Source organism: Methylobacterium sp. 285MFTsu5.1 (assembly GCF_000383455.1).
Lineage (GTDB): Bacteria > Pseudomonadota > Alphaproteobacteria > Rhizobiales > Beijerinckiaceae > Methylobacterium.
In genome coordinates this window covers 1-25,900 of sequence record NZ_KB911274.1, presented here as the reverse complement: position 1 = coordinate 25,900, position 25,900 = coordinate 1, and the positions used below count along the sequence as shown (strand labels likewise).

The 25,900-nt window shown below is 71.5% G+C and carries 29 protein-coding genes; 18 read left to right on the top strand and 11 right to left on the bottom strand.

Annotated elements, in window-relative coordinates:
- Positions 1-10 precede the first annotated feature (10 nt).
- Together hisD and H288_RS0110310 are read right to left on the bottom strand one after the other, a co-directional pair.
- Positions 11-1,306, bottom strand: a complete 1,296-nt coding sequence (gene hisD / locus H288_RS0110315) for a histidinol dehydrogenase (RefSeq protein ID WP_020092506.1) — start codon at positions 1,304-1,306, stop codon at positions 11-13.
- Between the two features lie 21 nt (positions 1,307-1,327).
- On the bottom strand, positions 1,328-1,774 hold the full coding sequence (locus H288_RS0110310) for a DUF2948 family protein (protein ID WP_020092505.1): 447 nt from the start codon (positions 1,772-1,774) through the stop codon (positions 1,328-1,330).
- 188 nt (positions 1,775-1,962) lie between these two features.
- On the opposite strand from H288_RS0110310, the gene H288_RS0110305 reads away from it, so the two are divergent.
- A complete protein-coding gene (locus tag H288_RS0110305; protein ID WP_020092504.1) occupies positions 1,963-2,355 on the top strand; it encodes a hypothetical protein in 393 nt (130 codons plus the stop codon).
- A 48-nt stretch (positions 2,356-2,403) separates the two neighbouring features.
- Here the strand turns inward: H288_RS0110305 and murA are convergent, their stop codons facing one another.
- Together murA and H288_RS35910 are read right to left on the bottom strand one after the other, a co-directional pair.
- A complete protein-coding gene (gene murA / locus H288_RS0110300; RefSeq protein ID WP_020092503.1) occupies positions 2,404-3,693 on the bottom strand; it encodes a UDP-N-acetylglucosamine 1-carboxyvinyltransferase in 1,290 nt (429 codons plus the stop codon).
- Positions 3,694-3,779: 86 nt separating this feature from the next.
- Positions 3,780-3,959: a hypothetical protein gene (locus H288_RS35910; protein ID WP_081636463.1), complete on the bottom strand. Its 180-nt coding sequence runs from the start codon at positions 3,957-3,959 to the stop codon at positions 3,780-3,782.
- A 320-nt stretch (positions 3,960-4,279) separates the two neighbouring features.
- Here H288_RS35910 and hemA point away from each other — a divergent pair, with 320 nt between their 5' ends.
- The 8 genes from hemA (at position 4,280) to H288_RS0110260 (ending at position 11,159) form a co-directional block, all read left to right on the top strand.
- Entirely contained in the window at positions 4,280-5,575 is a 1,296-nt protein-coding gene (gene hemA / locus H288_RS0110295; RefSeq protein ID WP_020092502.1) for a 5-aminolevulinate synthase, read from the top strand.
- A 280-nt stretch (positions 5,576-5,855) separates the two neighbouring features.
- On the top strand, positions 5,856-6,653 hold the full coding sequence (locus tag H288_RS0110290; RefSeq protein ID WP_026604817.1) for an inositol monophosphatase family protein: 798 nt from the start codon (positions 5,856-5,858) through the stop codon (positions 6,651-6,653).
- A gap of 70 nt (positions 6,654-6,723) precedes the next feature.
- Positions 6,724-7,269, top strand: coding sequence for an adenine phosphoribosyltransferase (locus H288_RS0110285; protein ID WP_012320444.1), 546 nt, complete (start codon positions 6,724-6,726; stop codon positions 7,267-7,269).
- A 168-nt stretch (positions 7,270-7,437) separates the two neighbouring features.
- On the top strand, positions 7,438-7,572 hold the full coding sequence (gene rpmH, locus H288_RS0110280) for a 50S ribosomal protein L34 (protein ID WP_007558110.1): 135 nt from the start codon (positions 7,438-7,440) through the stop codon (positions 7,570-7,572).
- Positions 7,573-7,651: 79 nt separating this feature from the next.
- The gene (gene rnpA, locus H288_RS0110275) at positions 7,652-8,272 is read left to right on the top strand and encodes a ribonuclease P protein component (protein ID WP_020092500.1); all 621 of its coding nucleotides are present in this window, start codon (positions 7,652-7,654) and stop codon (positions 8,270-8,272) included.
- The gene (yidC, locus tag H288_RS0110270) at positions 8,262-10,112 is read left to right on the top strand and encodes a membrane protein insertase YidC (protein ID WP_020092499.1); all 1,851 of its coding nucleotides are present in this window, start codon (positions 8,262-8,264) and stop codon (positions 10,110-10,112) included. Before rnpA ends, yidC begins: the two co-directional genes overlap by 11 nt.
- 13 nt (positions 10,113-10,125) lie before the next feature.
- Positions 10,126-10,779 (top strand): ribosome biogenesis GTP-binding protein YihA/YsxC, encoded by a 654-nt coding sequence (gene yihA / locus H288_RS0110265; protein WP_020092498.1) that lies wholly within the window; start codon positions 10,126-10,128, stop codon positions 10,777-10,779.
- Positions 10,776-11,159 carry a DUF423 domain-containing protein gene (locus tag H288_RS0110260; RefSeq protein ID WP_020092497.1) on the top strand — a complete coding sequence of 128 codons (384 nt, stop codon included), beginning with the start codon at positions 10,776-10,778 and terminating at the stop codon, positions 11,157-11,159. The genes yihA and H288_RS0110260 overlap by 4 nt, the downstream gene beginning before the upstream one ends.
- Before the next feature lie 132 nt (positions 11,160-11,291).
- Here H288_RS0110260 and H288_RS0110255 read toward each other — a convergent pair whose 3' ends face one another.
- Together H288_RS0110255 and H288_RS0110250 are read right to left on the bottom strand one after the other, a co-directional pair.
- Positions 11,292-11,966, bottom strand: a complete 675-nt coding sequence (locus H288_RS0110255; RefSeq protein ID WP_020092496.1) for a metallophosphoesterase family protein — start codon at positions 11,964-11,966, stop codon at positions 11,292-11,294.
- A 53-nt stretch (positions 11,967-12,019) separates the two neighbouring features.
- A complete protein-coding gene (locus tag H288_RS0110250; protein WP_020092495.1) occupies positions 12,020-13,183 on the bottom strand; it encodes a mandelate racemase/muconate lactonizing enzyme family protein in 1,164 nt (387 codons plus the stop codon).
- Between the two features lie 119 nt (positions 13,184-13,302).
- Between H288_RS0110250 and H288_RS0110245 the strand changes: the two genes are divergently transcribed.
- Positions 13,303-14,217 carry a LysR family transcriptional regulator gene (locus tag H288_RS0110245; RefSeq protein WP_020092494.1) on the top strand — a complete coding sequence of 305 codons (915 nt, stop codon included), beginning with the start codon at positions 13,303-13,305 and terminating at the stop codon, positions 14,215-14,217.
- Here H288_RS0110245 and H288_RS0110240 read toward each other — a convergent pair.
- Complete coding sequence (locus H288_RS0110240) at positions 14,193-14,840, bottom strand: RraA family protein (protein WP_020092493.1); 648 nt, start codon at positions 14,838-14,840, stop codon at positions 14,193-14,195. The genes H288_RS0110245 and H288_RS0110240 overlap by 25 nt on opposite strands.
- Before the next feature lie 113 nt (positions 14,841-14,953).
- The gene (locus tag H288_RS0110235) at positions 14,954-15,448 is read right to left on the bottom strand and encodes a pilus assembly protein N-terminal domain-containing protein (protein ID WP_020092492.1); all 495 of its coding nucleotides are present in this window, start codon (positions 15,446-15,448) and stop codon (positions 14,954-14,956) included.
- A gap of 298 nt (positions 15,449-15,746) precedes the next feature.
- Here H288_RS0110235 and H288_RS0110230 point away from each other — a divergent pair, with 298 nt between their 5' ends.
- The 3 genes from H288_RS0110230 (at position 15,747) to H288_RS0110220 (ending at position 17,471) form a co-directional block, all read left to right on the top strand.
- A complete protein-coding gene (locus H288_RS0110230) occupies positions 15,747-15,911 on the top strand; it encodes a Flp family type IVb pilin (protein ID WP_012320434.1) in 165 nt (54 codons plus the stop codon).
- A gap of 207 nt (positions 15,912-16,118) precedes the next feature.
- Entirely contained in the window at positions 16,119-16,670 is a 552-nt protein-coding gene (locus tag H288_RS0110225) for a prepilin peptidase (protein WP_042669679.1), read from the top strand.
- A gap of 66 nt (positions 16,671-16,736) precedes the next feature.
- Complete coding sequence (locus H288_RS0110220) at positions 16,737-17,471, top strand: SprT family zinc-dependent metalloprotease (protein WP_020092490.1); 735 nt, start codon at positions 16,737-16,739, stop codon at positions 17,469-17,471.
- 29 nt (positions 17,472-17,500) lie between these two features.
- On the opposite strand, the gene H288_RS0110215 is transcribed toward H288_RS0110220, so the two are convergent.
- A complete protein-coding gene (locus H288_RS0110215; protein WP_020092489.1) occupies positions 17,501-17,875 on the bottom strand; it encodes a hypothetical protein in 375 nt (124 codons plus the stop codon).
- A gap of 186 nt (positions 17,876-18,061) precedes the next feature.
- Here H288_RS0110215 and H288_RS0110210 point away from each other — a divergent pair, with 186 nt between their 5' ends.
- The 4 genes from H288_RS0110210 (at position 18,062) to H288_RS0110195 (ending at position 22,962) form a co-directional block, all read left to right on the top strand.
- The gene (locus H288_RS0110210; protein ID WP_026604816.1) at positions 18,062-18,595 is read left to right on the top strand and encodes an invasion associated locus B family protein; all 534 of its coding nucleotides are present in this window, start codon (positions 18,062-18,064) and stop codon (positions 18,593-18,595) included.
- 23 nt (positions 18,596-18,618) lie between these two features.
- Entirely contained in the window at positions 18,619-19,296 is a 678-nt protein-coding gene (locus tag H288_RS0110205; RefSeq protein ID WP_026604815.1) for a hypothetical protein, read from the top strand.
- Positions 19,297-19,423: 127 nt separating this feature from the next.
- Complete coding sequence (locus tag H288_RS0110200; RefSeq protein WP_103984989.1) at positions 19,424-21,331, top strand: glycosyltransferase family 2 protein; 1,908 nt, start codon at positions 19,424-19,426, stop codon at positions 21,329-21,331.
- Positions 21,328-22,962: a glycosyltransferase gene (locus tag H288_RS0110195; RefSeq protein ID WP_020092485.1), complete on the top strand. Its 1,635-nt coding sequence runs from the start codon at positions 21,328-21,330 to the stop codon at positions 22,960-22,962. Before H288_RS0110200 ends, H288_RS0110195 begins: the two co-directional genes overlap by 4 nt.
- Before the next feature lie 6 nt (positions 22,963-22,968).
- Here H288_RS0110195 and purC read toward each other — a convergent pair whose 3' ends face one another.
- Positions 22,969-23,763 carry a phosphoribosylaminoimidazolesuccinocarboxamide synthase gene (purC, locus tag H288_RS0110190; protein WP_010684691.1) on the bottom strand — a complete coding sequence of 265 codons (795 nt, stop codon included), beginning with the start codon at positions 23,761-23,763 and terminating at the stop codon, positions 22,969-22,971.
- A gap of 241 nt (positions 23,764-24,004) precedes the next feature.
- Positions 24,005-24,685 carry an endonuclease III gene (gene nth, locus H288_RS0110185; protein ID WP_042669674.1) on the bottom strand — a complete coding sequence of 227 codons (681 nt, stop codon included), beginning with the start codon at positions 24,683-24,685 and terminating at the stop codon, positions 24,005-24,007.
- A gap of 227 nt (positions 24,686-24,912) precedes the next feature.
- On the opposite strand from nth, the gene H288_RS0110180 reads away from it, so the two are divergent.
- A complete protein-coding gene (locus H288_RS0110180) occupies positions 24,913-25,434 on the top strand; it encodes a DUF2244 domain-containing protein (protein ID WP_020092482.1) in 522 nt (173 codons plus the stop codon).
- Positions 25,435-25,900 lie beyond the last annotated feature (466 nt).

Below are 25,900 nucleotides of genomic sequence, written 5' to 3'. Positions count from 1 at the left end.
CCCCAAAACCTCACAGGTTCAACCGGATCGCGACGGAGCGGGCATGCCCCTCCAGGCCCTCGGACCGGCCGAGGTTTATCGCTGCCGGGCCGAGCGCCCGCAAGCTCTCCGGCGTGCAGGCGAGGATCGTCGTCCGCTTCATGAAGTCGAGCACGCCCAGCCCGGACGAGAATCGGGCGGAGCGCGCGGTCGGCAGCACGTGGTTGGGGCCGCCGACATAGTCGCCGATCGCCTCCGGCGTGTGCGAGCCCAGGAAGATCGCGCCGGCATTGCGGACCTTGGCGGCGAGCGCCTCCGCGTCCTGCGTCTCGATCTCCAGGTGTTCGGGGGCGAGGCGGTCGACCAGGGGCACGGCCTCGTCGAAGGTGCGGACCCGGATGACGGCGCCGTAATCGCGCCAGCTCGCCCGGGCGATCTCCTGACGGGGCAGGGTGGTGAGGGCGCGCTCGACCGCCGCCTCGACGGCGCCGGCGAGTTCGGCGCTGTCGGTGATCAGGATCGCCTGGGCGGCCACGTCGTGCTCGGCCTGGGCCAGGAGGTCGGCGGCGATCCAGTCGGGGTTGGCGTGGCCGTCCGCCAGGATCAGCACCTCGGAGGGGCCGGCGATCATGTCGATCCCGACCTGGCCGAAGACCCGGCGCTTGGCCGCCGCCACCCAGGCGTTGCCGGGCCCGACGACCTTGGCCACGGGGGCGATCGTGGCGGTCCCGTAGGCGAGGGCCGCGACCGCCTGGGCGCCGCCCACCCGGTAGACCTCGTGGACGCCGGAGAGCTGCGCGGCGGCCAGGACCAGCGGGTTCATCTGGCCGTCCGGGGTGGGCACCACCATCACGAGGCGCGGCACCCCGGCGACGCGCGCCGGCAGCGCGTTCATCAGCACCGAGGAGGGATAGCTCGCGGTGCCGCCCGGGACGTAGAGGCCGACCGATTCCAGCGCGGTCCAGCGCCAGCCGGCCGTGACGCCGAGGGCGTCGGTGGCCCGGTGATCCGCGGGCCGCTGCGCCCGGTGGAAGCTCTCGATCCGCTCGGCGGCGAGGCGCAGGGCCTCCAGCGAGTCCGGCGGGCAGGCCGCGACGGCCGCTTCGATCTCCGCGTCCGTGACCCGCAGCTGCGCGGCGGAGAAATCGGCGCCGAGCCGGTCGAACCGCCGGGTGAAATCGACCAGCGCCTCGTCCCCGCGGGCGACGACGTCGGCGATGATGCCGCGCACCGCCTCGTCCACATCCTCGGCGATCTCGCGCTTCACCGTGAGGAGGCGCGCGAAGGCGGCGGCAAAATTCGGATCGCTGCTGTCGAGCCGGACCATCGGGAAGCCTTCTGTCTCGCGTCAGGCCGCCGAGCCGGCGGCCGTATCGGTGTCGATGTCGTGCCCGGGACGGTTCGCCGATTCCCAGACCGGGCCGAGATCCTTCATCCGGACCTCGATGCACTCGACCTCCAGCCGCAGGGCCGCGCCGCCGGAGAAGACGAGGTCGATGTGCCCGGAGGGCGCGTCCGTCGGCTCGAAGGTGAGGGCGAGCAGGCTCATCGGCGTCGCATCGTCCGGCTTCAGGCCGCGGCTCTTCACGCCCAGCACGCGCTCGATGTGCAGGCCGGCGAGGCGCCGGCGCGGCGGGGCGCTCGGCGTCCAGTCGAAGCGGCGCACCGCCATGAGGAAGCGGTGCTCGCCGGCGAGGAAGGTCAGGTCCTGCGGTCGCAGGATCGCGTCCTGCAGATGGGCCGAGATCACGGTCAGGTCCTCGGTGTCGAGGGCGGCGAGCCTGAGCAGCTCCATGCAGAGGGTCCTCGGGGAATACGGGGCGCGGGTCGGGCGGCGAGGGCCGGTCCGCGGCACGGCGTAGGTAGCGGCGCGGCCCCGTTCGGGCAACGGCTGGTCTGGGGATCGCGATCCCGGCCGGGCACAGGCTCGGGCCAGCGTCGCCGTTTAGACGCGCCGGCGGTCGAGCCGGGGCAGGGTCTCATATGGCGGCACTCACCGAGCGCGCGGTTGTGGCGGTGCTGACCGTCGGGATGCAGGCGGCCGGACCCGCCGTCGCGCAGGTCGGTCCGGACGCACGGCCCTACATCTACGGTCGTCCGGCGCCGGATCGGGATCTCTACGCACCGCCGCCCGGCGGGCGTCCGCCGCCTCCGCCCGCGGATGACGGGTATGGCTGGCGTCCGCCCCCGTTGCCAGTCGACGATGCGTACGACAGGCGCGGCCCGCGCTGGCGCGGCGACTTCGGGCGCCGGTGGGACGACAGCGTCTGCGTGACGGCCCGCGGCACGTGCAGGGTGCGCCCGGGGCCTCCCGACGCGCCCTGCGGCTGCGAGATCCCCGGCTTCGGCTACAGGCGCGGGCAGATCGAGGACTGAGCCTCGGGCGCTGCCGCGCGCCGGCCGGCTCGGACCGAGCGCTGCCGCTCAGGCCCGGACGCGCTCGATCTGCGCGCCGCACCGGCCGAGCTTGGCCTCCAGCGCTTCGAACCCGCGGTCGAGATGGTAGACCCGGTTGATCTGGGTCTCGCCCTCGGCGGCGAGGCCCGCGATCACCAGGGAGACCGAGGCGCGCAGGTCGGTCGCCATCACGGGGGCGCCCTTCAGCCGGTCCACGCCCTCGACGATGGCGAGGTCGCCCTCCAGGCGGATCTTCGCGCCGAGGCGGGCCAGCTCCTGCACGTGCATGAACCGGTTCTCGAAGATGGTCTCGCGGATGTGCGACTGGCCCTTCGCCAGCGTCATCAGCGCCATGAACTGCGCCTGGAGATCCGTGGGAAAGCCCGGGAACGGGTCGGTGGTGACGTCGACCGCCGCGATGCCGGCGCCGTTGCGGCGCACGCGGATCCCGCCCTCGACCTGCGTGATCTCCGCGCCCGTGGTCGTCAGGACGTCGAGGGCCGAGTGGAGCAGGTCGGCCCGGGTATCCTTGAGCACGACGTCGCCGCCGGCCATCGCCACCGCCATGGCGTAGGTGCCGGTCTCGATCCGGTCGGGCAGGACCTCGTGGCGGGCGCCGTTCAGGCGGGCCACGCCCTCGATCTCGATGCGCGGCGTGCCGGCGCCGCGGATCTTGGCGCCCATCTTGTTCAGGCACTCCGCGAGGTCGACCACCTCCGGCTCGCGGGCGGCGTTCTCGATCACCGTGGTCCCGTAGGCCAGGGCGGCGGCCATCAGCGCCACGTGCGTGCCGCCCACGGTCACCTTCGGGAAGGCGAACTCGGCCCCGCGCAGGCCGTTCTTGGTCCTGGCGACGACGTAACCGGCGTCGATCTCGATCTCGGCCCCGAGCTTCTCCAGCGCCATGATCAGCAGGTCCACCGGCCGGGTGCCGATGGCGCAGCCGCCGGGCAGCGAGACCTTGGCCTCGCCGAACCGGGCGAGCAGCGGTGCGATCACCCAGAAGCTCGCCCGCATGGTCGAGACCAGCTCGTAGGGCGCCGTGGTGTCGATGACGTTCGAGGCGGTGAGCCGGATCGTCTGGCCCGTCTCGGTGGTCTGACCGGGGCGCTTGCCCACGACCATGTGGTCCACGCCGTGGTTGCCGAGGATCCGCGTCAGCGCGGCGATGTCGGCGAGCCGCGGCACGTTGATCAGCTCCAGCGTCTCGCCGGTGAGCAGGCTCGCGATCATCAGCGGCAGCGCCGCGTTCTTGGCGCCCGAGATCGGGATCACGCCGTTGAGCGGCGCGCCGCCGGTGATGTGGATGCGGTCCATCGTGTGTCCTCGGGCGGCGCACCCGCGAGGGCGCGCGGCCGGCCGTGCTGATCGCGGGCGCGGCAGCGCCCAGGCTTGGCCGTGCCCTATAGACCGGATTTGTCGGAATCAGGACCGTTTCCGTCCGATTCCCGCGCGCAGGACTGATCCGCGCCGGGAGACGGTCTTCCTTCGGCCCGCCCGCGGCCCTGCGCCTTGCGGCGGCGCAGGTTCTGGCGCAGCGCGGCCTTGAGGCGCTCCGCCCGCTCGTCCCTGGAGTCTGTCACGGCGCGACCCTTGGTCGCCGCAAGGTCGGGGCCGCGCGGTCCACGCCGGACGAGCCATCTGCGGTCGGAGACATGAGCTGTTGCAGGGGGCGGGAGCCAAGTTCGGGTCGGAAGAACGTGCCGGACGCTAGCGGGTTCACGCGGGCCTCTCAACGGATGCAACGCTGCGATGTCGGAACCTTACCTTGAACCAGTTCCAGATCCGCGCGTATCTTGCGGCCCTCACGCGAAGGACTGGACCGAGGCCGGACCTCGATCGCGGGCCTGAGACGCCGCTCACGCGGTGTCGCCCGCGCGGCCGAACACGCGAAGGACGCTCGATGACCGTCACCCGGATGCCCAGCACGATGCTCGCCCAAGCGGGATCGACGCGCGCCGGATCCGGCTACGAGCGCTACTTCCGCGGGGCCCTGGATCAGCTGCACGGGGAACGGCGGTACCGGGTGTTCGCCGACATCGAGCGGATCTCGGGGCGTTTCCCGACCGCCAAGTGGCGCCAGCCGGACGGCAAGACCACCGAGATCACCGTGTGGTGCTCCAACGACTACCTCGGCATGGGCCAGCACAAGGAGGTGGTCGCCGCCATGACCGAGACCGCCGCCCGCTGCGGCGTCGGCGCCGGAGGCACCCGCAACATCGCCGGTAACACCTCGCCGCTGGTCGACCTGGAGCGCGAGCTCGCCGACCTGCACGGCAAGGAGGCCGGCCTCGTCTTCACCTCCGGCTACGTCTCGAACCAGGCCGGCATCTCGACCATCGCCAAGCTGATCCCCGACTGCCTGATCCTGTCGGACGCCTTCAACCACAACTCGATGATCGAGGGCGTGCGCCATTCCGGCTGCGCCAAGACGATCTTCCGCCACAACGACCTCGCCCACCTCGAGGAATTGCTGCGGCAGGCCGGCGACCGGCCCAAGCTGATCGTGTTCGAGTCGGTCTACTCGATGGACGGCGACGTGGCGCCGATCGGCGCGATCTGCGACCTGGCCGAGCGCTACGGCGCGATGACCTACCTCGACGAGGTCCACGCCGTCGGCCTTTACGGCCCGCGCGGTGGCGGCATCGCCGAGCGCGACGGCGTCATGCACCGGGTCGACGTGATCGAGGGGACGCTGGCCAAGGGCTTCGGCTGCGTGGGCGGCTACATCACCGCCTCGGCGGCGATCTGCGACGCGGTGCGCAGCTTCGCGCCGGGCTTCATCTTCACGACGGCGCTGCCGCCGGCAGTGGCGGCGGCGGCGCGGGCTTCGGTGCGCTACCTGAAGCGCTCGAGCGCGGAGCGCGAGGCGCACCAGCGTCAGGCGGCGGCCACGAAGGCGGCGCTGAGCGCGGCGGGGCTTCCGGTCCTGGAGACCGAGACGCACATCGTGCCGGTGATGGTCGGCGATGCCGAGCTGTGCAAGGCGGCGGCGGACCATCTGCTGGAGCACCACGCGATCTACATTCAGCCGATCAATTACCCGACGGTGCCGCGCGGGACCGAGCGGCTGCGGATCACGCCGTCGCCGTTCCACGACGCGGCGCATATCGAGCGCCTCGCCGCGGCGCTGGGCGAGACCTGGCAGGCCCTGGACCTGCCCCGCGCCGGCACCGTCTTCGTCGAGGCCGCGGAGTAGGATCCGCGCCGCCGTCCCGGCCGGGCCGTGTTGCGGGCGCCCGTCTTTGCGAGCGGAGCGAAGCAACCCAGGGATGCCACATCTGCGGCCGGCCTGCTGCCCTGGATTGCTTCGCTCCGCTGGCAAAGACGGGCGCGGCGGTATGCTGAGGCCGGCCTGACCGCGCCGGCTCCGCGCTGAGGCAGCGGCCCGCAGCGCTTCCATGTCCCGTCCCCATCTCGTCTTTTCCGGCGCCGACCTGTAACGACGGCGCCAATCCTCATCCGCGAAAAGTCCGCCTATGATCTCCTCACCCCTCATGACCGTCATGGTCGATGCCGTGCGCAAGGCCGCGCGCGGCCTGCGCCGCGACTACGGCGAGGTCGAGAACCTGCAGGTCTCGCGCAAAGGTCCGGGCGACTTCGTCTCCGCGGCCGACCGCAAGGCCGAGGAGGTGCTGCGCGACGCCCTGATGAAGGCGCGTCCGGGCTACAGCCTCGTGCTCGAGGAGAACGGGATCATCGAGGGGACCGACAAGAGCCACACCTGGCACATCGATCCCCTCGACGGCACGTCGAACTTCCTGCACGGCGTGCCGCATTTCGCGGTCTCGGTCGGTCTCGAGCGCGAGGGCCAGATCGTGGCCGGCGTGATCTTCGACCCGATCAAGGACGAGCTGTTCGTCGCCGAGCGCGGCAAGGGCGCCTATCTCAACAACCGGCGCCTGCGCGTCTCCGGCCGCCAGGACATGGCGGACGCGCTGGTGGGCTACGGCACGCCCTATCTCGGTCGCGGCAGCCACCCGCGCCTCTTGCGCGAGCTCGGCGCCGTGATGGCGGTGGCCGGCGGGACCCGCCGGATGGGCTCGGCGGCCCTCGACATGGCCTACGTGGCCTGCGGCCGCCTCGACGCCTACTGGGAGCGCGACCTCCAGACCTACGACTTCGCCGCCGGCGTGATCCTGGTGCGCGAGGCGGGCGGCTTCGTGACCTCGGCGGACGGCGCGGCCGAGCCGCTGGCGCCCCGGTCGGTGGCCTGCGGCAACGAGGGGCTTCACCGGGACCTCGTCGCCATCCTCAAGAAGGTCCAGGCGGCCTGAGCCGCCACCGACTGGTCAGGCCGTCGGGCTTCTGCTTTAAGCCCGCGGTTCCCCACGGAAGGCCGAACGCATGGAAGCCCGCCGCCACGTCGCGCTGAAGGAATCGGTCCGCTCGATTCCCGATTACCCGAAGCCGGGGATCATCTTCCGCGACATCACCACGCTGCTGAGCGACCCGCGTGCCTTCCGGCGGGCGGTGGACGCCCTGGTGCATCCCTACGCCGGCGGACAGATCCACCAGGTGGCCGGCATCGAGGCCCGGGGCTTCATCCTGGGCGGGGCCATCGCCCACCAGCTCTCCTGCGGCTTCGTGCCGATCCGCAAGAAGGGCAAGCTGCCTCACAAGACTGTCTCGATGGCCTACGCCCTCGAGTACGGGACCGACGAGATCGAGATCCACGTCGACGCCGTACGGCCCGGCGACAAGGTGCTGCTGGTCGACGACCTGATCGCCACCGGCGGCACCGCGATCGCGGCCGTGAACCTGCTCCAGAAGATCGGCGCCGAGATCGTGGCCGCCTGCTTCGTCATCGACCTGCCCGAGATCGGCGGCGCGCAGCGCCTGCGCGACCTGGGCGTCGAGGTGCGCACCCTCATGCAGTTCGAGGGTCATTGAGCCCCGCGAAACGTTGACTTCGCGGGGCCCATCCGCCATAAGCCCGCCACTCGCGACGTGGCGCCCCGCATGGGCGCCCTTCGTGTTTGCAGACAACCAGGACGCGTGAAGGTCGGGTGCAGCAATAGCTGCCCGCGAGCGCGCCTCGACCTTTGAAGGCTCTGAGCCATGAAGAGAACCTACCAGCCGAGCAAGCTCGTCCGTAAGCGCCGTCACGGTTTCCGTGCGCGCATGGCCACCGCCGGCGGCCGCAAGGTCATCGCGCGCCGTCGCGCCCATGGCCGCAAGCGCCTGTCGGCCTGAGGCCTGATCCTCGCCGGCGCGGACGCTCCGACGCATCCGCGCCACGAGGCAAGTGGTATCGGCCGGGATCGAACCATCGATGGCGACGATCGAGCGGCTCAAGAAACGACCCGACTTCCTGGCGGCAGCCGAGGGGCGTCGCTTCCACACCGAGCGTATGACCGCGCAGGGGCGTCTTCGGAACCCCGACGTCTGCCCCGGCCTCCGTCTCGGTTTCACCATCACGAAGCGTGTCGGCCACGCGACGGAGCGCAACCGCATCCGCCGCCGACTCCGCGCTGCCGTGGGGTTGGTCGCGTCCGATCTGCCGAGCGAGCTCGCGGGCCTTCCGGCCGACATCGTGCTGATCGCCCGCCGCCCCGCCCTCGAAGCCTCCTTCGAGGCCCTCGCCGAGGATCTGCGCCGCGCGATTCCCGCGGTGACCCGCGCGGCCGCGCCCCGCGGGGACAGGTCACCCGGTCGATCCGGCGGCCGGCGCTCCAAGCCGGCTCCTGACACGGCCACTTCTCAGTCGTCCTCTCTCCCGCACGAAGCCGGCCGCGCCTCCGCGCAGGCGGCCCCACCCGGCGGTGCCGACATCGGCCCGTCGCAGGGGTGCGACAGAGATCCCCGAATCACAGGCGCGCGCAGGTCCCCCGGGGCCGGCGACGTTCCTGTTGCCACTCCGAACGCGTGCGGCGGTGTCCCTGATGGGCAATGACAAGACGAACATGTTCGTGGCCATCGGCCTGTCGCTGCTGGTGCTGCTCGGGTGGCAGTACTTCGTGGCCGGCCCGCGCATGGAGCAGCAGCGCCAGATCGAGGCGCAGAACAAGGCCGCGCAGCAGCAGCCCCCGGGCGTGACCCCGGACGGCGTGCCCTCGCCGTCCCCGAAGGAGGGTGGCCCGGCGGCCCCCGCGCCCGGCACGCTGCCGACCGCCCAGGGCGGCCCGGTCTCCCGCGAGGCGGCGCTGGCCCGCTCGCCGCGCGTCCGGATCGAGACCCCGGCGCTCTCCGGCTCGATCGCCCTGAAGGGCGGCCGCGTCGACGACGTCTCGCTCAGGAACTACCACGAGACCATCGACCCCAAGAGCCCCGAGATCGTGCTGTTCTCGCCGGCCGGGACCGAGACGCCCTACTACGCCGAGTTCGGCTGGGTCGGCGCCAATGCCGGTCCGCTGCCGACCAACGACACCCTCTGGACCAGCGACGGCAAGACACTGTCGCCCGGCATGCCCGTGACCCTGACCTGGGACAACGGCGCCGGCCTCGTCTTCAAGCGGATCATCGCGGTCGACGACAAGTACATGTTCACGATCCGCGACGAGGTCGAGAACAAGGGCTCGGGCGCCATCACGCTCTACCCGTACAGCCTCGTCTCCCGCTGGGGTAAGCCGCATACCCAGGGCTACTACGTCCTGCACGAGGGCATGATCGGCTATCTCGGCAACGACGGCCTGCAGGAATTCACCTACGACAAGCTCGCCAAGGAGGGCGCCTACGGCGGTGCCAACACCAAGGGCAAGGCCTGGAGCGGCGTGACCGGCGGCTTCGTCGGCATCACCGACAAGTACTGGGCGGCGGCCGCGATCCCCGATCAGGACGCGCCCTATACCGGCGCCTTCACCGACCGGACCGACGGTGCCACCAACGTCTACCAAGCCAGCGTGCGCGGCGATGCCGTGAATCTCGCGGCGGGCGCCTCGGCGACCGCGACGCAGCGGCTGTTCGCCGGCGCCAAGGAAGTCAACGTCATCAACAACTACGAGAAGGACCTCGGCATCAAGCACTTCGATCTGATGATCGATTGGGGCTGGTTCTTCTTCATCACCAAGCCGATGTTCCGGGCGCTAGACTTCTTCTACCACCTGTTCGGCAATTTCGGCGTCTCGATCCTGGTGGTGACCTTCTGCCTGAAGCTGCTGTTCCTGCCGATCGCGAACCGGTCCTACGTCTCCATGGCCAAGATGAAGGCCGTGCAGCCGGAGATGGCCGCCATCCGCGAGCGGTACAAGGACGACCGCATGAAGCAGCAGCAGGCCACGATGGAGCTGTACAAGAAGGAGAAGATCAATCCGGTCGCCGGCTGCTGGCCGGTGCTGATCCAGATTCCGGTCTTCTTCGCGCTCTACAAGGTCCTGTTCATCACCATCGAGATGCGCCACGCGCCGTTCTTCGGCTGGATCCGCGACCTCGCGGCGCCGGATCCGACGAGCATCGTGAACCTGTTCGGCCTGCTGCCGTTCCCGGCACCCGACTTCGTGCACCTGGGCGTCTGGCCGATCATCATGGGCATCACGATGTTCGTGCAGATGAAGATGAATCCCGCGCCGCCGGACCCGGTCCAGGCGCAGATCTTCACATTCATGCCGATCGTGTTCACCTTCATGCTGGGCTCGTTCCCCGCCGGCCTGGTGATTTACTGGGCCTGGAACAACACCCTGTCGGTGATCCAGCAATACGTCATCATGCGCCGCAACGGCGTGAAGGTGGAGCTGTGGGACAACCTCCGCACAACGTTCAAGCGCGGCGGCACCAAGGCGGCCGCCACCAAGAGCTGACGGGCGAGACGCCGTGAGCGAGACCAACGACGACGCGGCCGACCTCCTCGAGGCCGGCCGCCTTCTCTTCGCCGGCCCGGCCGACTTCTACGCGGCCGCCCAGATCCTCGACCGGCTGCCGCCCATGGAGGGCGTCGAGATCGCCTTCGCGGGGCGCTCGAATGTCGGCAAGTCGAGCCTGATCAACGCACTCACCGGGCGCAACACCCTGGCGCGGACCTCGCACACGCCGGGGCGGACGCAGCAGCTCAACTTCTTCCGGATCGGCGAGCGCCTGTCGCTGGTCGACATGCCCGGCTACGGCTACGCCGCCGTCGAGAAGGCCAAGGTCGAGGCGTGGACCCGGCTGATTCACGCCTACCTCAAGGGCCGCGCCAACCTCGCCCGGGTGTTCATGCTGATCGACGCCCGGCACGGCTTCAAGTCGATCGACACCGACGTCCTCGACGGCCTCGACAAGGCCGCGGTGAGCTATCAGGTCGTGCTGACGAAGGGCGATTCCCTCAAGAAGGGCGAGGTCGCGAGCCGCATCGCCGGGATCGAGGCGGGGCTCGCCAAGCGGCCGGCCGCCTACCCGCAGGTGATCCTCACCTCGAGCCGGGACGATTCCGGCGTACCGGATCTGCGGGCGGCCATCGCTAGGCTCCTGGCGGAGCGCGGCGCGTGAGACTCGCGGGTGTCGACCGCGCGCTCGCGGCGCTCGCCGCTCTGGCCGGGCTGCTCGGCGTCGCGCTGAGCGCCGCCGCGGCGCACATCCCCGGGGCGGACTCGCTGAAGACGGCGGCGCAGTTCCTGCTGTTCCACGCCCCCGCCATCCTGGCGCTGGTCGGTCTCGGGGCCGCGGGCCTCGTCCGGGCCGGTCTCGCGCGCGTCGCGGCCGGGCTGCTGGTCGCCGGCCTGATCCTGTTCTGCGGCGACCTCTCGGTGCGCGCATGGCTTCAGCACGCGCTCTTCCCGATGGCGGCGCCCACCGGCGGCTTCGCCCTGATGGGCGGCTGGCTCACCGGGATCCTCTGCGCGCTGGTGCCCGCGCGACGCGGGGTCTGACAGGTCCGGCCGGCGGCCCGCGGGCCAGCGTCTTCGCGAGCGGAGCGAAGCAGTCCACGCGGCGCCGGGCCGCGCGATGCGGCGCTGCCCTGGGTTGCTTCGCTCCGCTCGCAAAGACGGCGCCGTCGCGCCCTATGATGCTCTCACCTGCAGGAACTCCAGGGCCGGCCCCTGCGCGTCCGAGAAGATCCCGGCGGTCAGCGCGCCGCCGTAGACGGCCGCGGTGTCGAGGTTGGTGCGGAACCGGCGCACTTCCGGGCGCCCGCTCCGCTGCGGCGTGTGGCCGTGGACCACGTGCCGTCCGAAATCGTGGTCGCCCTCGAGGAACGGCTCGCGGATCCAGAGGCGATCGTGCGCGTCCGAGCCGAGGGCGTCTGTGCCGGGCCGCAGCCCGGCATGCACGTACCAGTGGGCGCCGTCACCGTGCAGCGTCGGGAGCGCCTCGATCCAGTCGAGGGTGTCCCGGGGCAGGCCGGCAGGATCCCGCGCGCCGAACGAATCGAGCGTCGCCTCGCCGCCGTTGAACATCCAGTGCGCGGCCGCGCTCTCCGTCTGGAGTGCGTCGAGCAGCATCCGCTCGTGATTGCCCATCAGGCAGACGACGCGCTCGGGCTCGGCCCAGTTCAGGCGGCTCACGGTGCGGAGCACCGCGGCGCTGTCCGGGCCGCGGTCGATGTAGTCCCCGAGGAAGACCAGCCGGTGGGGACGGTCGCCCGCATGGTCGGCGATCCGCTCCAGCAGCGCGTCGAGGAGGGCGGCGCAGCCGTGGACGTCGCCGATCGCGTAGGTGAGGGGGCCGGAATCCATGCGCCATCGTCCAACGCGGTGGCGCGTTCCGCAAGGCCGCCCGGGTCGGCGCGCTACGCCGCGAGGGCGCGCATCTCCGCGATGAGGTCCGACTTGCCCTCGAAGCCGATGCCCGGCAGGTCCGGCATGGTGATGTGGCCGTCCTCGACCCGAACCCCGTCGGGGAAGCCGCCGTAGGGCTGGAACAGGTCCGGGTAGCTCTCGTTGCCGCCGAGGCCGAGGCCGGCCGCGATGTTGAGCGACATCTGGTGCCCGCCATGCGGGATGCAGCGGGCGGGCGACCAGCCGAACTCGGCCAGCACGTCGAGGGTGCGCAGGTACTCCACGAGCCCGTACGACAGCGCGCAGTCGAACTGCAGCCAGTCGCGGTCGGGCCGCATGTTGCCGTAGCGCAGGAGATTGCGCGCGTCCTGGTGCGAGAACAGGTTCTCGCCGGTGGCCATCGGCCCGGGATAGTAGGGCGCGAGCGCCGCCTGGAGCGCGTAGTCGAGCGGGTCGCCCGCCTCCTCGTACCAGAACAGCGGGTACTGCCGCAGAATCCGGGCGTACGCGATGGCGGTCTCGAGATCGAAGCGGCCGTTGGCGTCCACCGCGAGACGGCCCCGTCCGTCGATCTCGGCGAGCACGGCCTCGATCCGGCGCCGGTCCTCTTCGAGCGGTGCGCCGCCGATCTTCATCTTCACGACGGTGTAGCCGCGGTCGAGATAGCCGCGCATCTCGGCGCGGAGGGCGGAATCGTCCTTGCCGGGATAGTAGTAGCCGCCGGCCGCGTAGACGAAGACCCGCGGGTCGGCGGCGACGCCCTTCCGCTCGGCGAGCATCCGGAACAGTGGCTTCCCGGCGATCTTCGCCGCCGCGTCCCAGATCGCCATGTCGAGGGTGCCCACAGCCACCGAGCGCTCGCCGTGGCCGCCGGGCTTCTCGTTGCGCATCATCGCGGCCCAGACCCGGTGCGGGTCGAGGTTGTCGCCCGCATCGACGAGGAGGCTGTCCCGGTCGGCCTCCAGGATCCGGTCACGGAAGCGCTCGCGGATCAGGCCGCCCTGACCGTAGCGGCCGTTGGAGTTGAAGCCGTAGCCGACGACCCGCCGGCCGTCGCGGACCACGTCGGTGACCACCGCGACGAGGCTCGTGGTCATCTTCGAGAAGTCGATGTAGGCGTTGCGGATCGGCGATGCGATCGGCTTGGTGACCTCGCGGACGTCGACGATGCGCATGGCTCACTCTCCCCGGTGCGTCCCGGTGCCATAGCGTCGGCGGCCCCCGGTCAGCCAATGCCGTTTCCGGAGCGCGCGATGCGCGGGCGGCATCGGCCCCGTCCTGTCGGAGAGGCGCTATGGATCTGGACTGGGTGCGGGACTTCCTCGCGCTCGCCGAGCACCGGACCTTCTCGCGGGCCGCCGAGGTCCGGCACGTGACGCAGCCGGCCTTCAGCCGACGGATCCGCGCGCTCGAGGCGTGGCTCGGGACGCCGCTGTTCCTGCGGAGCGCGCAAGGGGCGCACCTGACCGCCGCCGGAACGGGCTTCCGCCCGCACGCCGAGGAATTGATGCGGGGCCTGGACCGGGCGTGCCGCGAGGCGCGGGCCGCGGGCGCGCGCGCGGATGCGAGCCTCGCGATCGCGGCCACGCACGCGCTGTCGTTCACGTTCTTTCCCGGCTGGATCCGCCGGCACGCACCCTTCGAGACGCTGGGCGCCCTCAACCTGATCTCGGACAGCATGGCGGCCTGCGAGGCGATCCTGCTGGCCGGCGAGGTGCAACTCCTCCTGTGCCACCACCGCGCGGACCTCCCCACGCCCCTGGACGATGGCCGCTGCGAGTCGGTCCGCGTCGGCGCGGACAGCCTCGTGCCGCTCTGCGCACCGGCGTCCGAAGGGGCGCCGCTCTGGCCCCTGACCGGGGCGGTCCGCTACCTCGCCTACGGCGAGGCCTCGGGGCTCGGCCGGATCCTGGCGGCGAGCGGGGTGGCGGCCGGCCACGAGCCGGCCTTCACGTCGCACTTGGCGGCGACGCTGATGACCATGGCCCAGGAGGGCGACGGTGTCGCGTGGCTCCCGGTGACGCTCGCGGAGGCGGCGATCGCCCGCGGACAGCTCGTGCGGGCAGGCCCGGAGGAGCTGGACGTTCCGGTGGAGATCCGGCTGTTCCGGACGCGCGAGGGCCGAGGCGGCGCGGCCGATGCCCTGTGGCGGCGCCTGCAGGCGCCCGAGGGCGCCCGGCCGGATCAGGCCTTCGCCACCCGGGCGTAGCGGCCGTCGTAGCGACCGGCCCGGATCTGCTCCAGGACCTCCGCCTCGCGGGCCGCCTGCGCCCGCACGGCGTCGAGCAGGGCGGCCGCGTCGCCGGGCGGGAACGACACGACGCCGTCGGCGTCGCCGACCACCACGTCCCCCGGGCTCACCGTCCAGCCGCCGACGCAGACCGGCACGTTGATCGCGCCGGGGCCCGTCTTGAACGGCCCCCGCGGCGTCGCGTCGCGGGCGTAGCAGGGAAAGTCCGCGCCCGCGAACGCCGCCGTGTCGCGCACGGCGCCGTCGATCACGAAGCCGGCCACGCCCCGGCTCTCGGCGATGGCCTTCATGATGTCGCCCACCAGCGCGCGGCTCGTGTCGCCGGCGCCGTCGACCACGATCACGTCGCCGGGGCGGACCTCTTCCAGAGCCTGATGGATGGCCAGGTTGTCGCCGCTCCGGACGCGGACCGTGAAGGCCGTTCCCACGAGCGCCCCGCCGCGATGGAACGGGCGCAGGCCGGCCAGGACCGGCATCCGCGCCAGGCAGTCGCTGATCGTGGCCGTCGAGACATCGCGGAAGGCCGCCAGCACGGCCGGGTCGACGGCGGGCGGCGGCGGATTGCGGGTGATGGCGGACATCGGCCTCGACGTCTCCCTGGCGTCAGCGCCCCCGCGGCATCGCGGCGAATCGGCGAGGGCCGGGGGATCCTGCCCCAGGCCGCGGCCGATGTCGCGATGGAACCCCGGCCCGGTCAGTGATCGGCCGCCGGGACCGTGCCCGCGCCGCCGCCGGTCGCGAGCTTGCGACGGGCATCGGCCTGACCGCTCGTCGCACCGAAGTAGCTGGCCGAGTCGCCGAGCTGCACCGACGGCTGGCAGCCCGGCGTGCACGACAGGGATTCCCGATCGAGACCGCGCTGCACCGTGATCGTCGAGTCCCGCGACGCCTCGACCCGGATGGTCGTCTCCGCGATCATGGCACCGCCGTTGTCGAGGGCGATCAGGTTGGTGGAGCCGAAGCTCTTGCCGGTGAGCACGAGGACGCCGTTCTTCTGCGGCGTCACCTCGGCGATGATCGGGTTCCCGACGATGACCGTCGACGTCTTCTCCGGCAGGCGGAGCACCTTGGCGTTGTCGACGAGAACGGTCACGACGGGCAGGAGATCCGGCTGGCCGGCCGCGGCCGCGGCGCCCGTCAGCAGGACGACGAGGCCGGCGCGGCCCGCGATCGACAGGGTGCGACGCATCGGGGTTCCTCAAGACGGCGGGTGGTCGAAGAGAGCCTACCCGAGGCCCGAGGCTAGCGCGGAACCCGTGAAGGAAGCGCTAAGCAAGACCAAGTCGCGGCACTGTGCCGTATCGGTGAAACCCAACCTTCACCAAACTCGCAGCGAGACAGCCTTTTAGGTCGGTGCCGGATCGATTTAACCGATTTTCAAGGCGTAATCGGCAGTCTGTGCAGGCCGCCGATCGAGACCTGAAAATTCTTCATCGGGCATCGCGCAAGTTTTATCTCGCTCTGTGTTGATCGAAGGATCACCCTCTATGAAGACCCTGTTCACGCGTTTTGCTTCGGACGAGTCCGGCGCCACCGCGATCGAGTACGGCATGATCGCGGCCCTCATCGCCGTGGCCATCATCACTGCCCTGAAGACGGTCGGCACCAGCCTGACCAGCAAGTTCAGCCAGATCTCCGGCAACCTGAACTGATCGAGACCCGTCCGATCTGCGGCAGGTTCGAGACATCCCGCCTCTCCTCGCAATCCGGAGAGAGGCGGGGGTTCCCGGCCTGCCGGGATCGCCGTTGTTCGCGGCGGCGCTCGCCGCCCGGCACATCCGAGGTCCGGACCGGCCGGCACTCCGCCGGGGCTGACCGCATTGTGTGACGCGACAGGCTGCGACGAGATGGGCGCCGAGATGGTCGGTTCAGCGACGGCAAGCCTGGGACTGGCGGGTCTGGGCCCGGCCGGTTTCGGTCTCCTGATCCTGTTTCCCTTCCTGATGGCCTACGCGGCCGCCAGCGACCTGCTCACCATGCTGATCCCGAACCGGATCTCCCTCGCCCTCGTGGCCGGGTTCGCGCTGCTGGCCCTGACGAGCTCGATGAGCTGGACCGAGATCGGCTTCCACTGCGCCGCCGGCGCGGTCGTCCTGCTCGTCACGTTCACGCTGTTCGCCTTCGGCGTCATCGGCGGCGGCGACGCGAAGCTCGCGGCCGCCACCGCCCTGTGGCTCGGCTTCGACGGCCTCGGCGACTACCTCTTGGTGGCCTCGGTGTTCGGAGGTGCCCTGACCCTGGCGATCCTGTTCGCGCGGACGCATCCGCTGCCCGGCCGGATCGCGCGCATGCCGTTCGCCCTGCACCTGCACGACGCCAAGACCGGGATCCCGTACGGGATCGCGCTGGCCGCCGCCGCGCTCCTCGTCCTCCCCGAGACCGACGTCTGGACCCGGGCCCTCGCCAGCTGAGGCCGCCGCGGCGATTCGGAGACGCGGGATCTGGAGCCCCGGGCCCGGCCCAGCTAGAAGTCGCGCATGCCCCTCGCGCTGCTGCGTCGCCCCGATCCCGATCATCTTGAGGTCCAGCACGAGGGGGCCAGCCTCCGCATCGCCCTCCGTCGGCGGCCGACCGCGCGCCGCATCACGCTCCGCGTGTCGGCCGCCACCGGCGAGGCCGTGATCACCCTGCCGAGCCGCACCGCCATCAACACGGCGCAGCGCTTCGCGGCGAGCCACGCGGAGTGGATCGCCGCGCGCCTGGCGCGCGTGCCGACCCGCGTGCTCTTCGAGCTCGGAGCCAGCCTGCCGCTCCGCGGTGAGCCCCACCGGATCAGCCAGCGCGGCACCCGGAGCGGTCCCGTCCGCATCGAGTCCGTCGAGGGGGAGGCGGTGCTGTCGGTGTCGTGCGACGCCGCCCACGTGGCGCGCCGGGTCCGCGACTTCCTGGCCCGCGAGGCCAGGCGCGACCTGACCGAAGCGATCGAGCGCTACGCGGCGCGGCTCGGGCAGCGGCCGGTCCGGGTCACGCTGCGCGATACCCGCAGTCGCTGGGGATCCTGCACGGCCCGCGGCGAGCTGAACTTCTCGTGGCGCCTGATCCTCGCGCCGCCGATGGTGCTCGACTATCTGGTCGCCCACGAGATGGCGCATCTGCGCGAGATGAACCACTCCCCGCGCTTCTGGGCGCTGGTGCAGGCGCTCTGCCCGAACACCGACGCTGCCGAAGCGTGGCTCAAGCGCCACGGCACCGGCCTGCATCGCTACGGCTGAGCCGACCTCAGACCCGCATCAGCCCCGCCTCAGCCCTTGACGCGGAGCACCCGCTGGCGCGCCACGGCATCCGCCGGCCAGCTCGGGCGGGGATCGACCTGCCCGGGGCTGAGGGTGCGCGGCGCGACGCTGTCGCAGATCTCCCGCTGGCGGATGATCACCGGGTTGCCGAACTCGTCCCGGCGGCGGACCAGGCCGCCGTCCCTGCAGTAGCCGGCGATGGCCGCCTGACCGTTGCGGCGGCCGTACGGGTTCGCCGCCACGGGCGGATGCTCGATCACCAGCGTGTCCGAGTGGTTCAGCGAGCGTTCGATGTAGGTGGTCTCTCCGACCGGCAGGGACTGGGCTCCCGCCTGCGCGAGGGTGGCCACCAGGCAGGCGGCCGAGAGAGTGAGCGGGCGCATCACGGCGTCAAAATCCGGCGCTGGAGGAGTGTTCGAACACAATCTAGGCCGCTGAAACCGTTACGGGTAGCGCCGACGCGCAACACCGCGCCCGCATCGCTTGACAGCGCGGGGCGGACCATGGTCGGAACACGCCCGATTGTACGGCTCCCGCCGGTCCTCGGCCGGAGCGTTCCGAAGGGATCGGTGGTGCCGCTTCACGCGAGGCTCGTTCGTTACCGGCGCGCCGCGCTGCCGGTTCTCCTCGCCCTCGTAGCGGCGGCACTGGCGCCCGCCGGGCCTGCCGCGGCTCAGGGCATGGTGCGCAAGACCTTCGACGATTGGCAGCTGCGCTGCGAGACGCCGGCCGGCGCGAAGGCCGAGCAGTGCGCCCTCGTCCAGTATCTCGCCGCCGAGGACAGGCCCAACCTGACCCTCGTGGTCATCGTCCTCAAGACCGCCGACAATCGCGGTTACCTGCTGCGGGTGGTGGCGCCGCTGGGCGTTCTCCTGCCGTCCGGACTCGGCCTGAAGATCGACCAGACGGATATCGGCCGCGCCGGCTTCGTCCGCTGCCTCACCACCGGGTGCGTGGCCGAGGTCGTGATGGATGACGGGCTGATCCGCCAGTTCAAGAACGGCACGCAGGCCACCTTCATCGTGTTCCAGACGCCCGAGGAAGGCGTCGGCATCCCGCTGTCGATGAAGGGCTTCGCGGCCGGGTTCGACAGCCTGAAATGACGGTGCGGTTCGGGAGCCGTGCGATGATCGGACATCGGAACAGGAGCCTCACGCGGTCCCCGGACATGGCCCGGCGCCGGACCGTCGCTCTCCGGCTCGGCGGCTTTGTGCTCGCCGCGTCGCTCGCCGCCCCGGCCCCGGGCCGGGCCGAGGAGGGCAACATCTTCTCCAACCTGTTCAAGTACGGCGGCACGACGGTGCCGCCGTCGCAGCCCGAAGCCCTCGACCCGGCCTATTGCCCGACGGTCGAGGTCGCCGAGGGCGGGGCCGCCTCGCGCGCGCTCGCGGGCGACACGGTGCGCACCCAGTTCTCCCTCGGCCGTCTCGCCCGCGAATGCACGCGGCGTCAGGACGGCTCGATCACCGTCAAGGTGGGCGCCGAGATCAACGTCCTGCTCGGGCCGGCGGGCGCGCCGGGCCGGTTCGATGTGCCGGTGACGTTCCAGATCCGCCACGACGGCAAGACCGTCTCGAGCCGCACCGAGCGGGCCAGCGTGATCGTCGGGCCCGGAGAGGCGCAGGGCTTCGCCACGGTCGTGGCCGACGAGCTGCAGGTTCCGGGCGCCATGACGGCCGATTACGACATCGCGGTGGGTGTCGGGACCGGCAAGGGTGCGGGCGGCAAGCCCGCCGCGAAACCGCGCCGCCGCAAACCGGCTGTCGCCGCGGCGCCACCCGGCGGAGGCGACGCTGCCCAGTGACGCCGCGGCGCGCCTCGGCGATCCGACCCCGCTGATTGCCCGGACCGACCGCGACAGGCTCTGGCTCGGCCGGAAGACCCGGTTCCGGCTGGAATCCACGGACGATCCCGTCTTCGATCGCCGCCTCGTGCTCCCGGACCATCCCGCCGGCTGGATCGTGCTGAGCTATGCCGGCGATCCGACGAATGCGCCCCGGCGCCCGATCCTCCGCGTCCTGCGAGGGCCTGACGAGACGGTCCAGGACTTCCTCCTGCCGGGAGCCGCGCAGGGGCTCGCCCACTGGCTCGGACTGATCCCCTCCGATACCCGGGAGATCCGTCTCTCTGCCGGTGCGGACTTCGCCCTGGAGCGGGTCGGCGCCCGGCGCGAGGTCGAGGTGCTCGTGCAGTGCCTCCTGCGCCGGCCCTGGCGCTGCGTCTCCGCCCTCTACGAGCGCGCCCGCGGCTCGGAACGGCGCTACCGCGACATCCTGCGCGGCGCCTGCGCGGTGACCCCGATGGACCGGTTCCCGGCCTGGGCCGCCGCCCGGACCCGGCCCGCCCGCGTCGCGCCCTCCGCCCTGCGGATCCGCTGCGTCGTTCTCGCGCGAGCCGAGGACGCGGCGCCGCTGTCGGCCACGCGCGACGCGCTGAGCGCGCAGACGCACCGCCCCGAGTCGATCCAGGTCGCGTGGGCGGGGACGCCGCCCGCATCGGTCGACGGGCCGCTGTCGCATCGAACCTGGGATGCGGCTTCCGGCTTCGACGAACTTTCCGGCGAGGCGGACGCCCTGTGCCTGCTGCGCCCCGGTGACGTCCCGGACCCGGAGGCCCTGGCGCTGCTGGCCCAGGCCCTGTCGGGAGCGGACATCGCCTACGGCGACGCGGTCGGCCCCGACGGTCGCCCGCAATTGAAGCCGGACTGGAGCCCGGACCTCGCCCTGGCGACCGGCTATCCCGGGTTTCCCCTGCTCCTGTCGCGGGCGTGGCTGGCCGCGGCCATGGCGCGCCCGGTCGGCCCGATGGCCGCGCTCGCGCCGGCCATCGCGATCGCGGCGATGACCACCGCCGCGCGGGTGGCGCATGTCCCGCGGATCCTCGCCCGCAGCGCCGGAGACGGTCTCGACCCGTCGGCCCGGGCCGCGGCCCTGGACGCGCACCGGTCCGGACAGCCGGTGTTCCGCGCCGGAATCCACGACGGTGCCGTTCGCCTCGCGTGGCCCCTGCCGGATCCGGTGCCGCTGGTGAGCGTCGTCATCCCGTCGCGCGACCGCCTCGACCTGATCACCCGCGTCTGCCGCGGGGTGCTCCACGAGACAGCCTACGCGGCGATCGAGCTGATCATCGTCGACAACGGCTCCACCGATCCAGCGGTGCTCGACCACTACGCGACCCTGCGCGGCGATCCGCGCGTCCGGATCCTCATGGACCCGCAGCCCTTCAACTTCGCCGCGATGGTCAACGCCGGCGTCGCCGCGGCGTCCGGGACGATCGTCGTCCTGCTGAACAACGACGTCGCCGTGCTGGAGCCGAGCTGGCTCGAGGCCATGGTCCGGCAGGCGTACCGACCGGAGGTCGGCGCCGTCGGGGCGAAGCTTCTCTACGGCGACGGCACGCTGCAGCATGCCGGCGTCGTCGTCGGACTCGGCGGCCGGGCCGGCCACATCCTGCGCCGCCGGCCCGGTGACACGCCCGGCCATCTCGGCCAGCTGCGGGTGGCGCACGAGGTCTCGGCGGTGACGGCCGCCTGCCTCGCCGTCGCGCGGGAGAAGTATCTGGCGGTGGGCGGCTTCGACGCCGAGGCATTCCCGGTCGACTTCAACGACGTCGATTTCTGCCTCCGCCTCGGCGCCGCCGGCTGGAAGACGGTCTGGACGCCGGCCGCGACGCTGGCCCATCTCGAATCCGTCAGCCGCGGTCCGTCCGTCGGGGCCAAGCGCGCCCGCTTCGAGCAGGAGGCCGCCCGCTTCTCCGAGCGCTGGCGGGCCGCGATCCGGCACGATCCGTTCTACCACCCCGCCCTGTCGGTCACGACGTTCGGCGAGGACCTGGAATGACGTCGCGGTCGGACGGTGCATCGGACGGCGCGTCGGGCCACGATGCCGCGACCTATCTCGGACCGTCGCGCCGCTCCTGGCGCGCGCTGGTGGGCGCGACGCGCCAGCTCCTCGCGCATCCCCGGGCGGCGGCCGCGATCCTGCGCGCGCGCGTGACGGGTAAGCGCCTGCGCGCCCGGCAGGCGCTCGCCGCCCTGATCGGGATCGACCATCGGCTCGCCCTGCCGCCCGGGATCCTCGACCGCTTCCCCTCCGCGCCGGCCGGTCCAAGAGACGCGATCCGCCTGATCGGCGACGGGGTCCTCGTCGCCGGTGCGCCCGGCCGGATCGCCGCCGCGTTCGCGCGCGAGCCCGACCTGCAGGCGCTGTACGGCGACGCCTTGGTGCAGGAGAGACCCGGCGGCGCGGTGCTGCCGCTTCTGCCGCCGGTCTTCGACGCCGACCGGCTCGCGGCCCTCGATTATCTCGGACCCGTGCTGGCCTGCCGACGCGGCGCCCTCGAGCCCGGCGACGATCCCGGCAGTCCCGCCGAGGCCGCATTCCGCATCGCGGAGCGCTTCGGTCCCGGCGCCATCGGCCACCTGCCGGAGATCCTGTCGGTCCGGCGCGGCGCCTCGACCGCGACGCGGGGCGGCGAAACCGGGCGCGTCCCCCACCACGCGCTGGTGCGCGATCACCTCGACCGGACAGGGCGGGAGGGCGTTGGCGTGGCCGTCGGGCTCGACGGTCTCGTGCAGGTCGAGCATCCCCTGCCGGACGAGCGGCCCTTGGCGAGCCTCATCGTGCCGACCCGCGATCGCCTGGATCTCCTGCGCCCCTGCCTCGAGAGCCTCCGAGGCTGCACCGACTGGCCGTCGACCGAGATCATCGTCTGCGACAACGACAGTCGCGAGCCCGAGACGCTGGCCTACCTGCGGGCGCTGGAGGGGGAGGGGAGGGGGCACGTCGTGCCCTGGCCCGGGCCGTTCAACTTCGCCGCGATGAACAACGCCGCCGCGGCCCGCGCCCGCGGCAGGCTGCTGGTCTTCGTCAACAATGACGTCGAGGCCTTCCGGCCCGACTGGCTGTCCCGCATGGCCCGGGAGGCCCTCCGTCCCGACGTGGGGGCGGTCGGTGCCAAGCTCCTCGACGGCGAGGGCCGGATCCAACACGGCGGCATCGTGCTCGGCACCGGCGGCCTCGTCACCCACGGGCACCGGCACTTTCCCGGCGATGCCCCCGGCTACCTCGGGGCCCTGCGCGTCACCCACACGGTGTCGGCGGTGACCGCCGCGTGCCTGGCCGTCGAGGCGGCGAAGTTCCGCGCGGTCGGCGGCTTCGACGAGGCGGTCTTCGCGGTCGACTTCAACGACGTCGATCTCTGCCTGCGCCTGAACGCGGCCGGCTACCGCACGCTCCTGGTCCCCGGGGCGGTCCTCCATCACCGCGAGGCGGCGAGCCGCCGCTGGACCCGAGAGGCCCGGGCCCGCCACGTGCGCGAGATCGCGGCGCTGAGAACGCGATGGGGGTCGCTGCTGGTGCAGGACCCCCATTATCACCCGGGCTTCGACCCGGAACTCTCGACCCACGCGCGGCTGCGCGCGGGGTTTCCCGAGGCCGGACCGGCGCCCCTGCGCCGGCCGGGCGCCTGACCGGGCCTACTGCACGAGACGCGGGCCGCCGCCCTGGACCTTCTCGTTCTCCGACATGATGCCGAGCCGCTTGGCGACCTCGGTATAGGCCTCGATCAGGCCGCCGAGATCCTTGCGGAACCGGTCCTTGTCGAGCTTGTCGGAGGACTTGATGTCCCACAGCCGGCAGGAATCCGGGGAGATCTCGTCGGCGACCACGATCCGCATCATGTCGCCCTCCCAGAGACGGCCGGTCTCCATCTTGAAGTCGACCAGCCGGATGCCGACGCCGAGGAAGAGACCCGACAGGAAATCGTTGACGCGGATCGCCAGCGCCATGATGTCGTCGATCTCCTGGGGCGTCGCCCAGCCGAAGGCGGTGATGTGCTCCTCGGAGACCATCGGATCGTTCAGCGCGTCGTTCTTGTAGTAGAACTCGATGATCGAGCGCGGCAGCTGCGTGCCTTCCTCCAGGCCGAGGCGCGTCGCCAGCGACCCGGCCGCGACGTTGCGCACCACGACCTCGAGGGGGATGATCTCGACTTCGCGGATCAGCTGCTCGCGCATGTTCAACCGGCGGATGAAGTGCGTCGGCACGCCGATGTCGTTGAGGTGCTGGAAGACGAACTCCGAGATCCGGTTGTTCAGCACACCCTTGCCGTCGATGACCTCGTGCTTCTTCGCGTTGAAGGCCGTCGCGTCATCCTTGAAGTGCTGGATGAGCGTGCCGGGCTCCGGCCCCTCGTAGAGGACCTTCGCCTTGCCCTCGTAGATGCGACGGCGGCGATTCATAGGCGTGTACCGTGGTTTGAGGAAGTCCATGGGCCGAGGCTCCTGATGCGCGACGATGGGGAGGAATCCGCGGCGCGGCGACCGGACGCGAGGTCGGGCCGCCGGACGGCCTCTGCCCGAGGGCCCCGGCGACCGGCCGCCAAACTAGCGGAAGCGGGCTTCCAGCACAACGCGTTAGCCCGCAGGGCGGGATTGCGGAGGCCGGTCGGGACGTGCCCGGGACGACCTCCGCGACCCGTCGCGCGCGCGTCTCGCCGTCGTCGTGCGGTCGTCAATCGATCGTCTTGGACGGGTAGCGGCAGAGGTCGGCGATGAGGCAGCGTGGGCATTCGGGCTTGCGCGCCTTGCAGGTGTAGCGTCCGTGGAGAATCAGCCAGTGATGAGCGTGGAGTCGGTAGGCATCCGGCACGATCGCCTCGAGCCCGGCCTGGACCTTGTCGGTCGTCGCGCCGACGAAGAGCGGGATCCGGTTCGAGACCCTGAAGATGTGGGTGTCGACGGCGATCCGCGGAACCCCGAAGGCGATGTTGAGCACCACGCTCGCGGTCTTGGCACCGACCCCGGGCAGGACCTGCAGGGCCTCCAGGCTCGCCGGGACCGCGCCGCCGTGCGTTTCCACGAGGATGCGCGAGAGGGCGACGACGTTCTTCGCCTTGGTGTTGAACAGCCCGATCGTGCGCACGAAGTCGCGGACCCGGTCCTCGCCGAGCGCCAGCATCTTCTCGGGCGTGTCGGCGACCGCGAAGAGCGGGCCGGTGGCGAGGTTGACGCCGCGGTCGGTCGCCTGGGCCGACAGCACCACGGCGACGAGGAGCGTGAACGGATTGACGTAGTGGAGCTCGCCCTTGGGCTCCGGCTCCGCCGCATGGAAGCGGCGGAAGATCTCGGCGAGGGCCGCCGCGTCAACGGCCTCGGGAGCCGTATCCACCTGCGCGGTGACGGCCGGCTCGATCGGACCCCCGAGCCGCGCGGAGACGGCGCTCTCTGATGCTCCTTTGGACGCCCGCCCGGACGCCTTCTTAGACGCTCCCTCGGCCTTGCTCCCGGACCTGCCCTTGCCCCGCCGCGTCGGGGCTGTCCCGGATACCGTCTCGGCCGGTCCCGCGGCGGCGCGACCGGCGCGATCCGTCACGGGCGGGGGAGTCTTTCTGGCGGGCATCGGCGCGTTATATGGATCGCATGGCGAGCGGCAATCCTTCCGTCCACCCGTACGGGCTCGATCCGGACACGATCGACCGGCCCGTCTTCACCGCGACGATCCGGCCGCACCAGTCGTTGAGCCGGCGCGGCTTCCGGGTGGTCATGACCGGCTGCTGCGCGGTCTCGGTCGCCGTGTCGGTCTGGGCGTGGCGCATGGGCTTCTGGCCCGTGGCCGGCTTCTTCGGCCTCGACATGCTGGCGATCTACGCGGCGCTGAAGGTGAGCTTCCGGCGCGGACGCTCCTTCGAGGAGGTGATGATCTCGCAGATCGAGATCCTGCTCGCCCGGGTCAGCCACCGCGGTGAGCGGCGGGAGTGGCGGTTCAATCCGCTCTGGACCAAGCTCGAGACGGTCGAGGACGACGAGTACGGCCTCCAGCGCCTGACCCTGGTCTCGCGCCGGCAGCAGGCGCTGGTCGCGCGCGACGCCGGGCCGGACGAGCGGGCGCGGGTAGCCCAGGGGCTCAGCGCGGCGCTCGCGCAGGTGAAGAAGGGGTACTGACCGGATCCCGGACCTCTCTGGCCTCCTGAGAGGGCAGGGAGGCGCCGCGGCAGCGATCGCCCGGGCCGTGCGAAAAAACAGCCCGGAGATGGAACAGGGCTGTTGACGGGCAAATTCGAGGGCTCTATACCCCGGCTCATCGGCGCCGGCCGCGGAAGTGGACCGGGCGCTGAGCCATCTTCTGACAAGCGGGCGGGCTGGCCGGCGGGATTGCCGGGCGGTCTTCTGTTTGCCTCTGATGAGCCTCGGGCGACTGAGGCGCTCTTTGACAAGTTGGATTGAGGAAGGGAGACGCGGGCGGCGTTTGTCCTTGCGGCTAGGTCGAGAGATCTAGCGTGAGTAGACTTGTGCCGATCTGTTGTTCTTCTTTCTGAGCTCACCGACGGGTGTTCTGGCGCTGTGAAGCGTCTGGCACTTGGTCGATGTGAGGCTCCGTCTGAGAATACACGTGATCGGCCAGATCAAT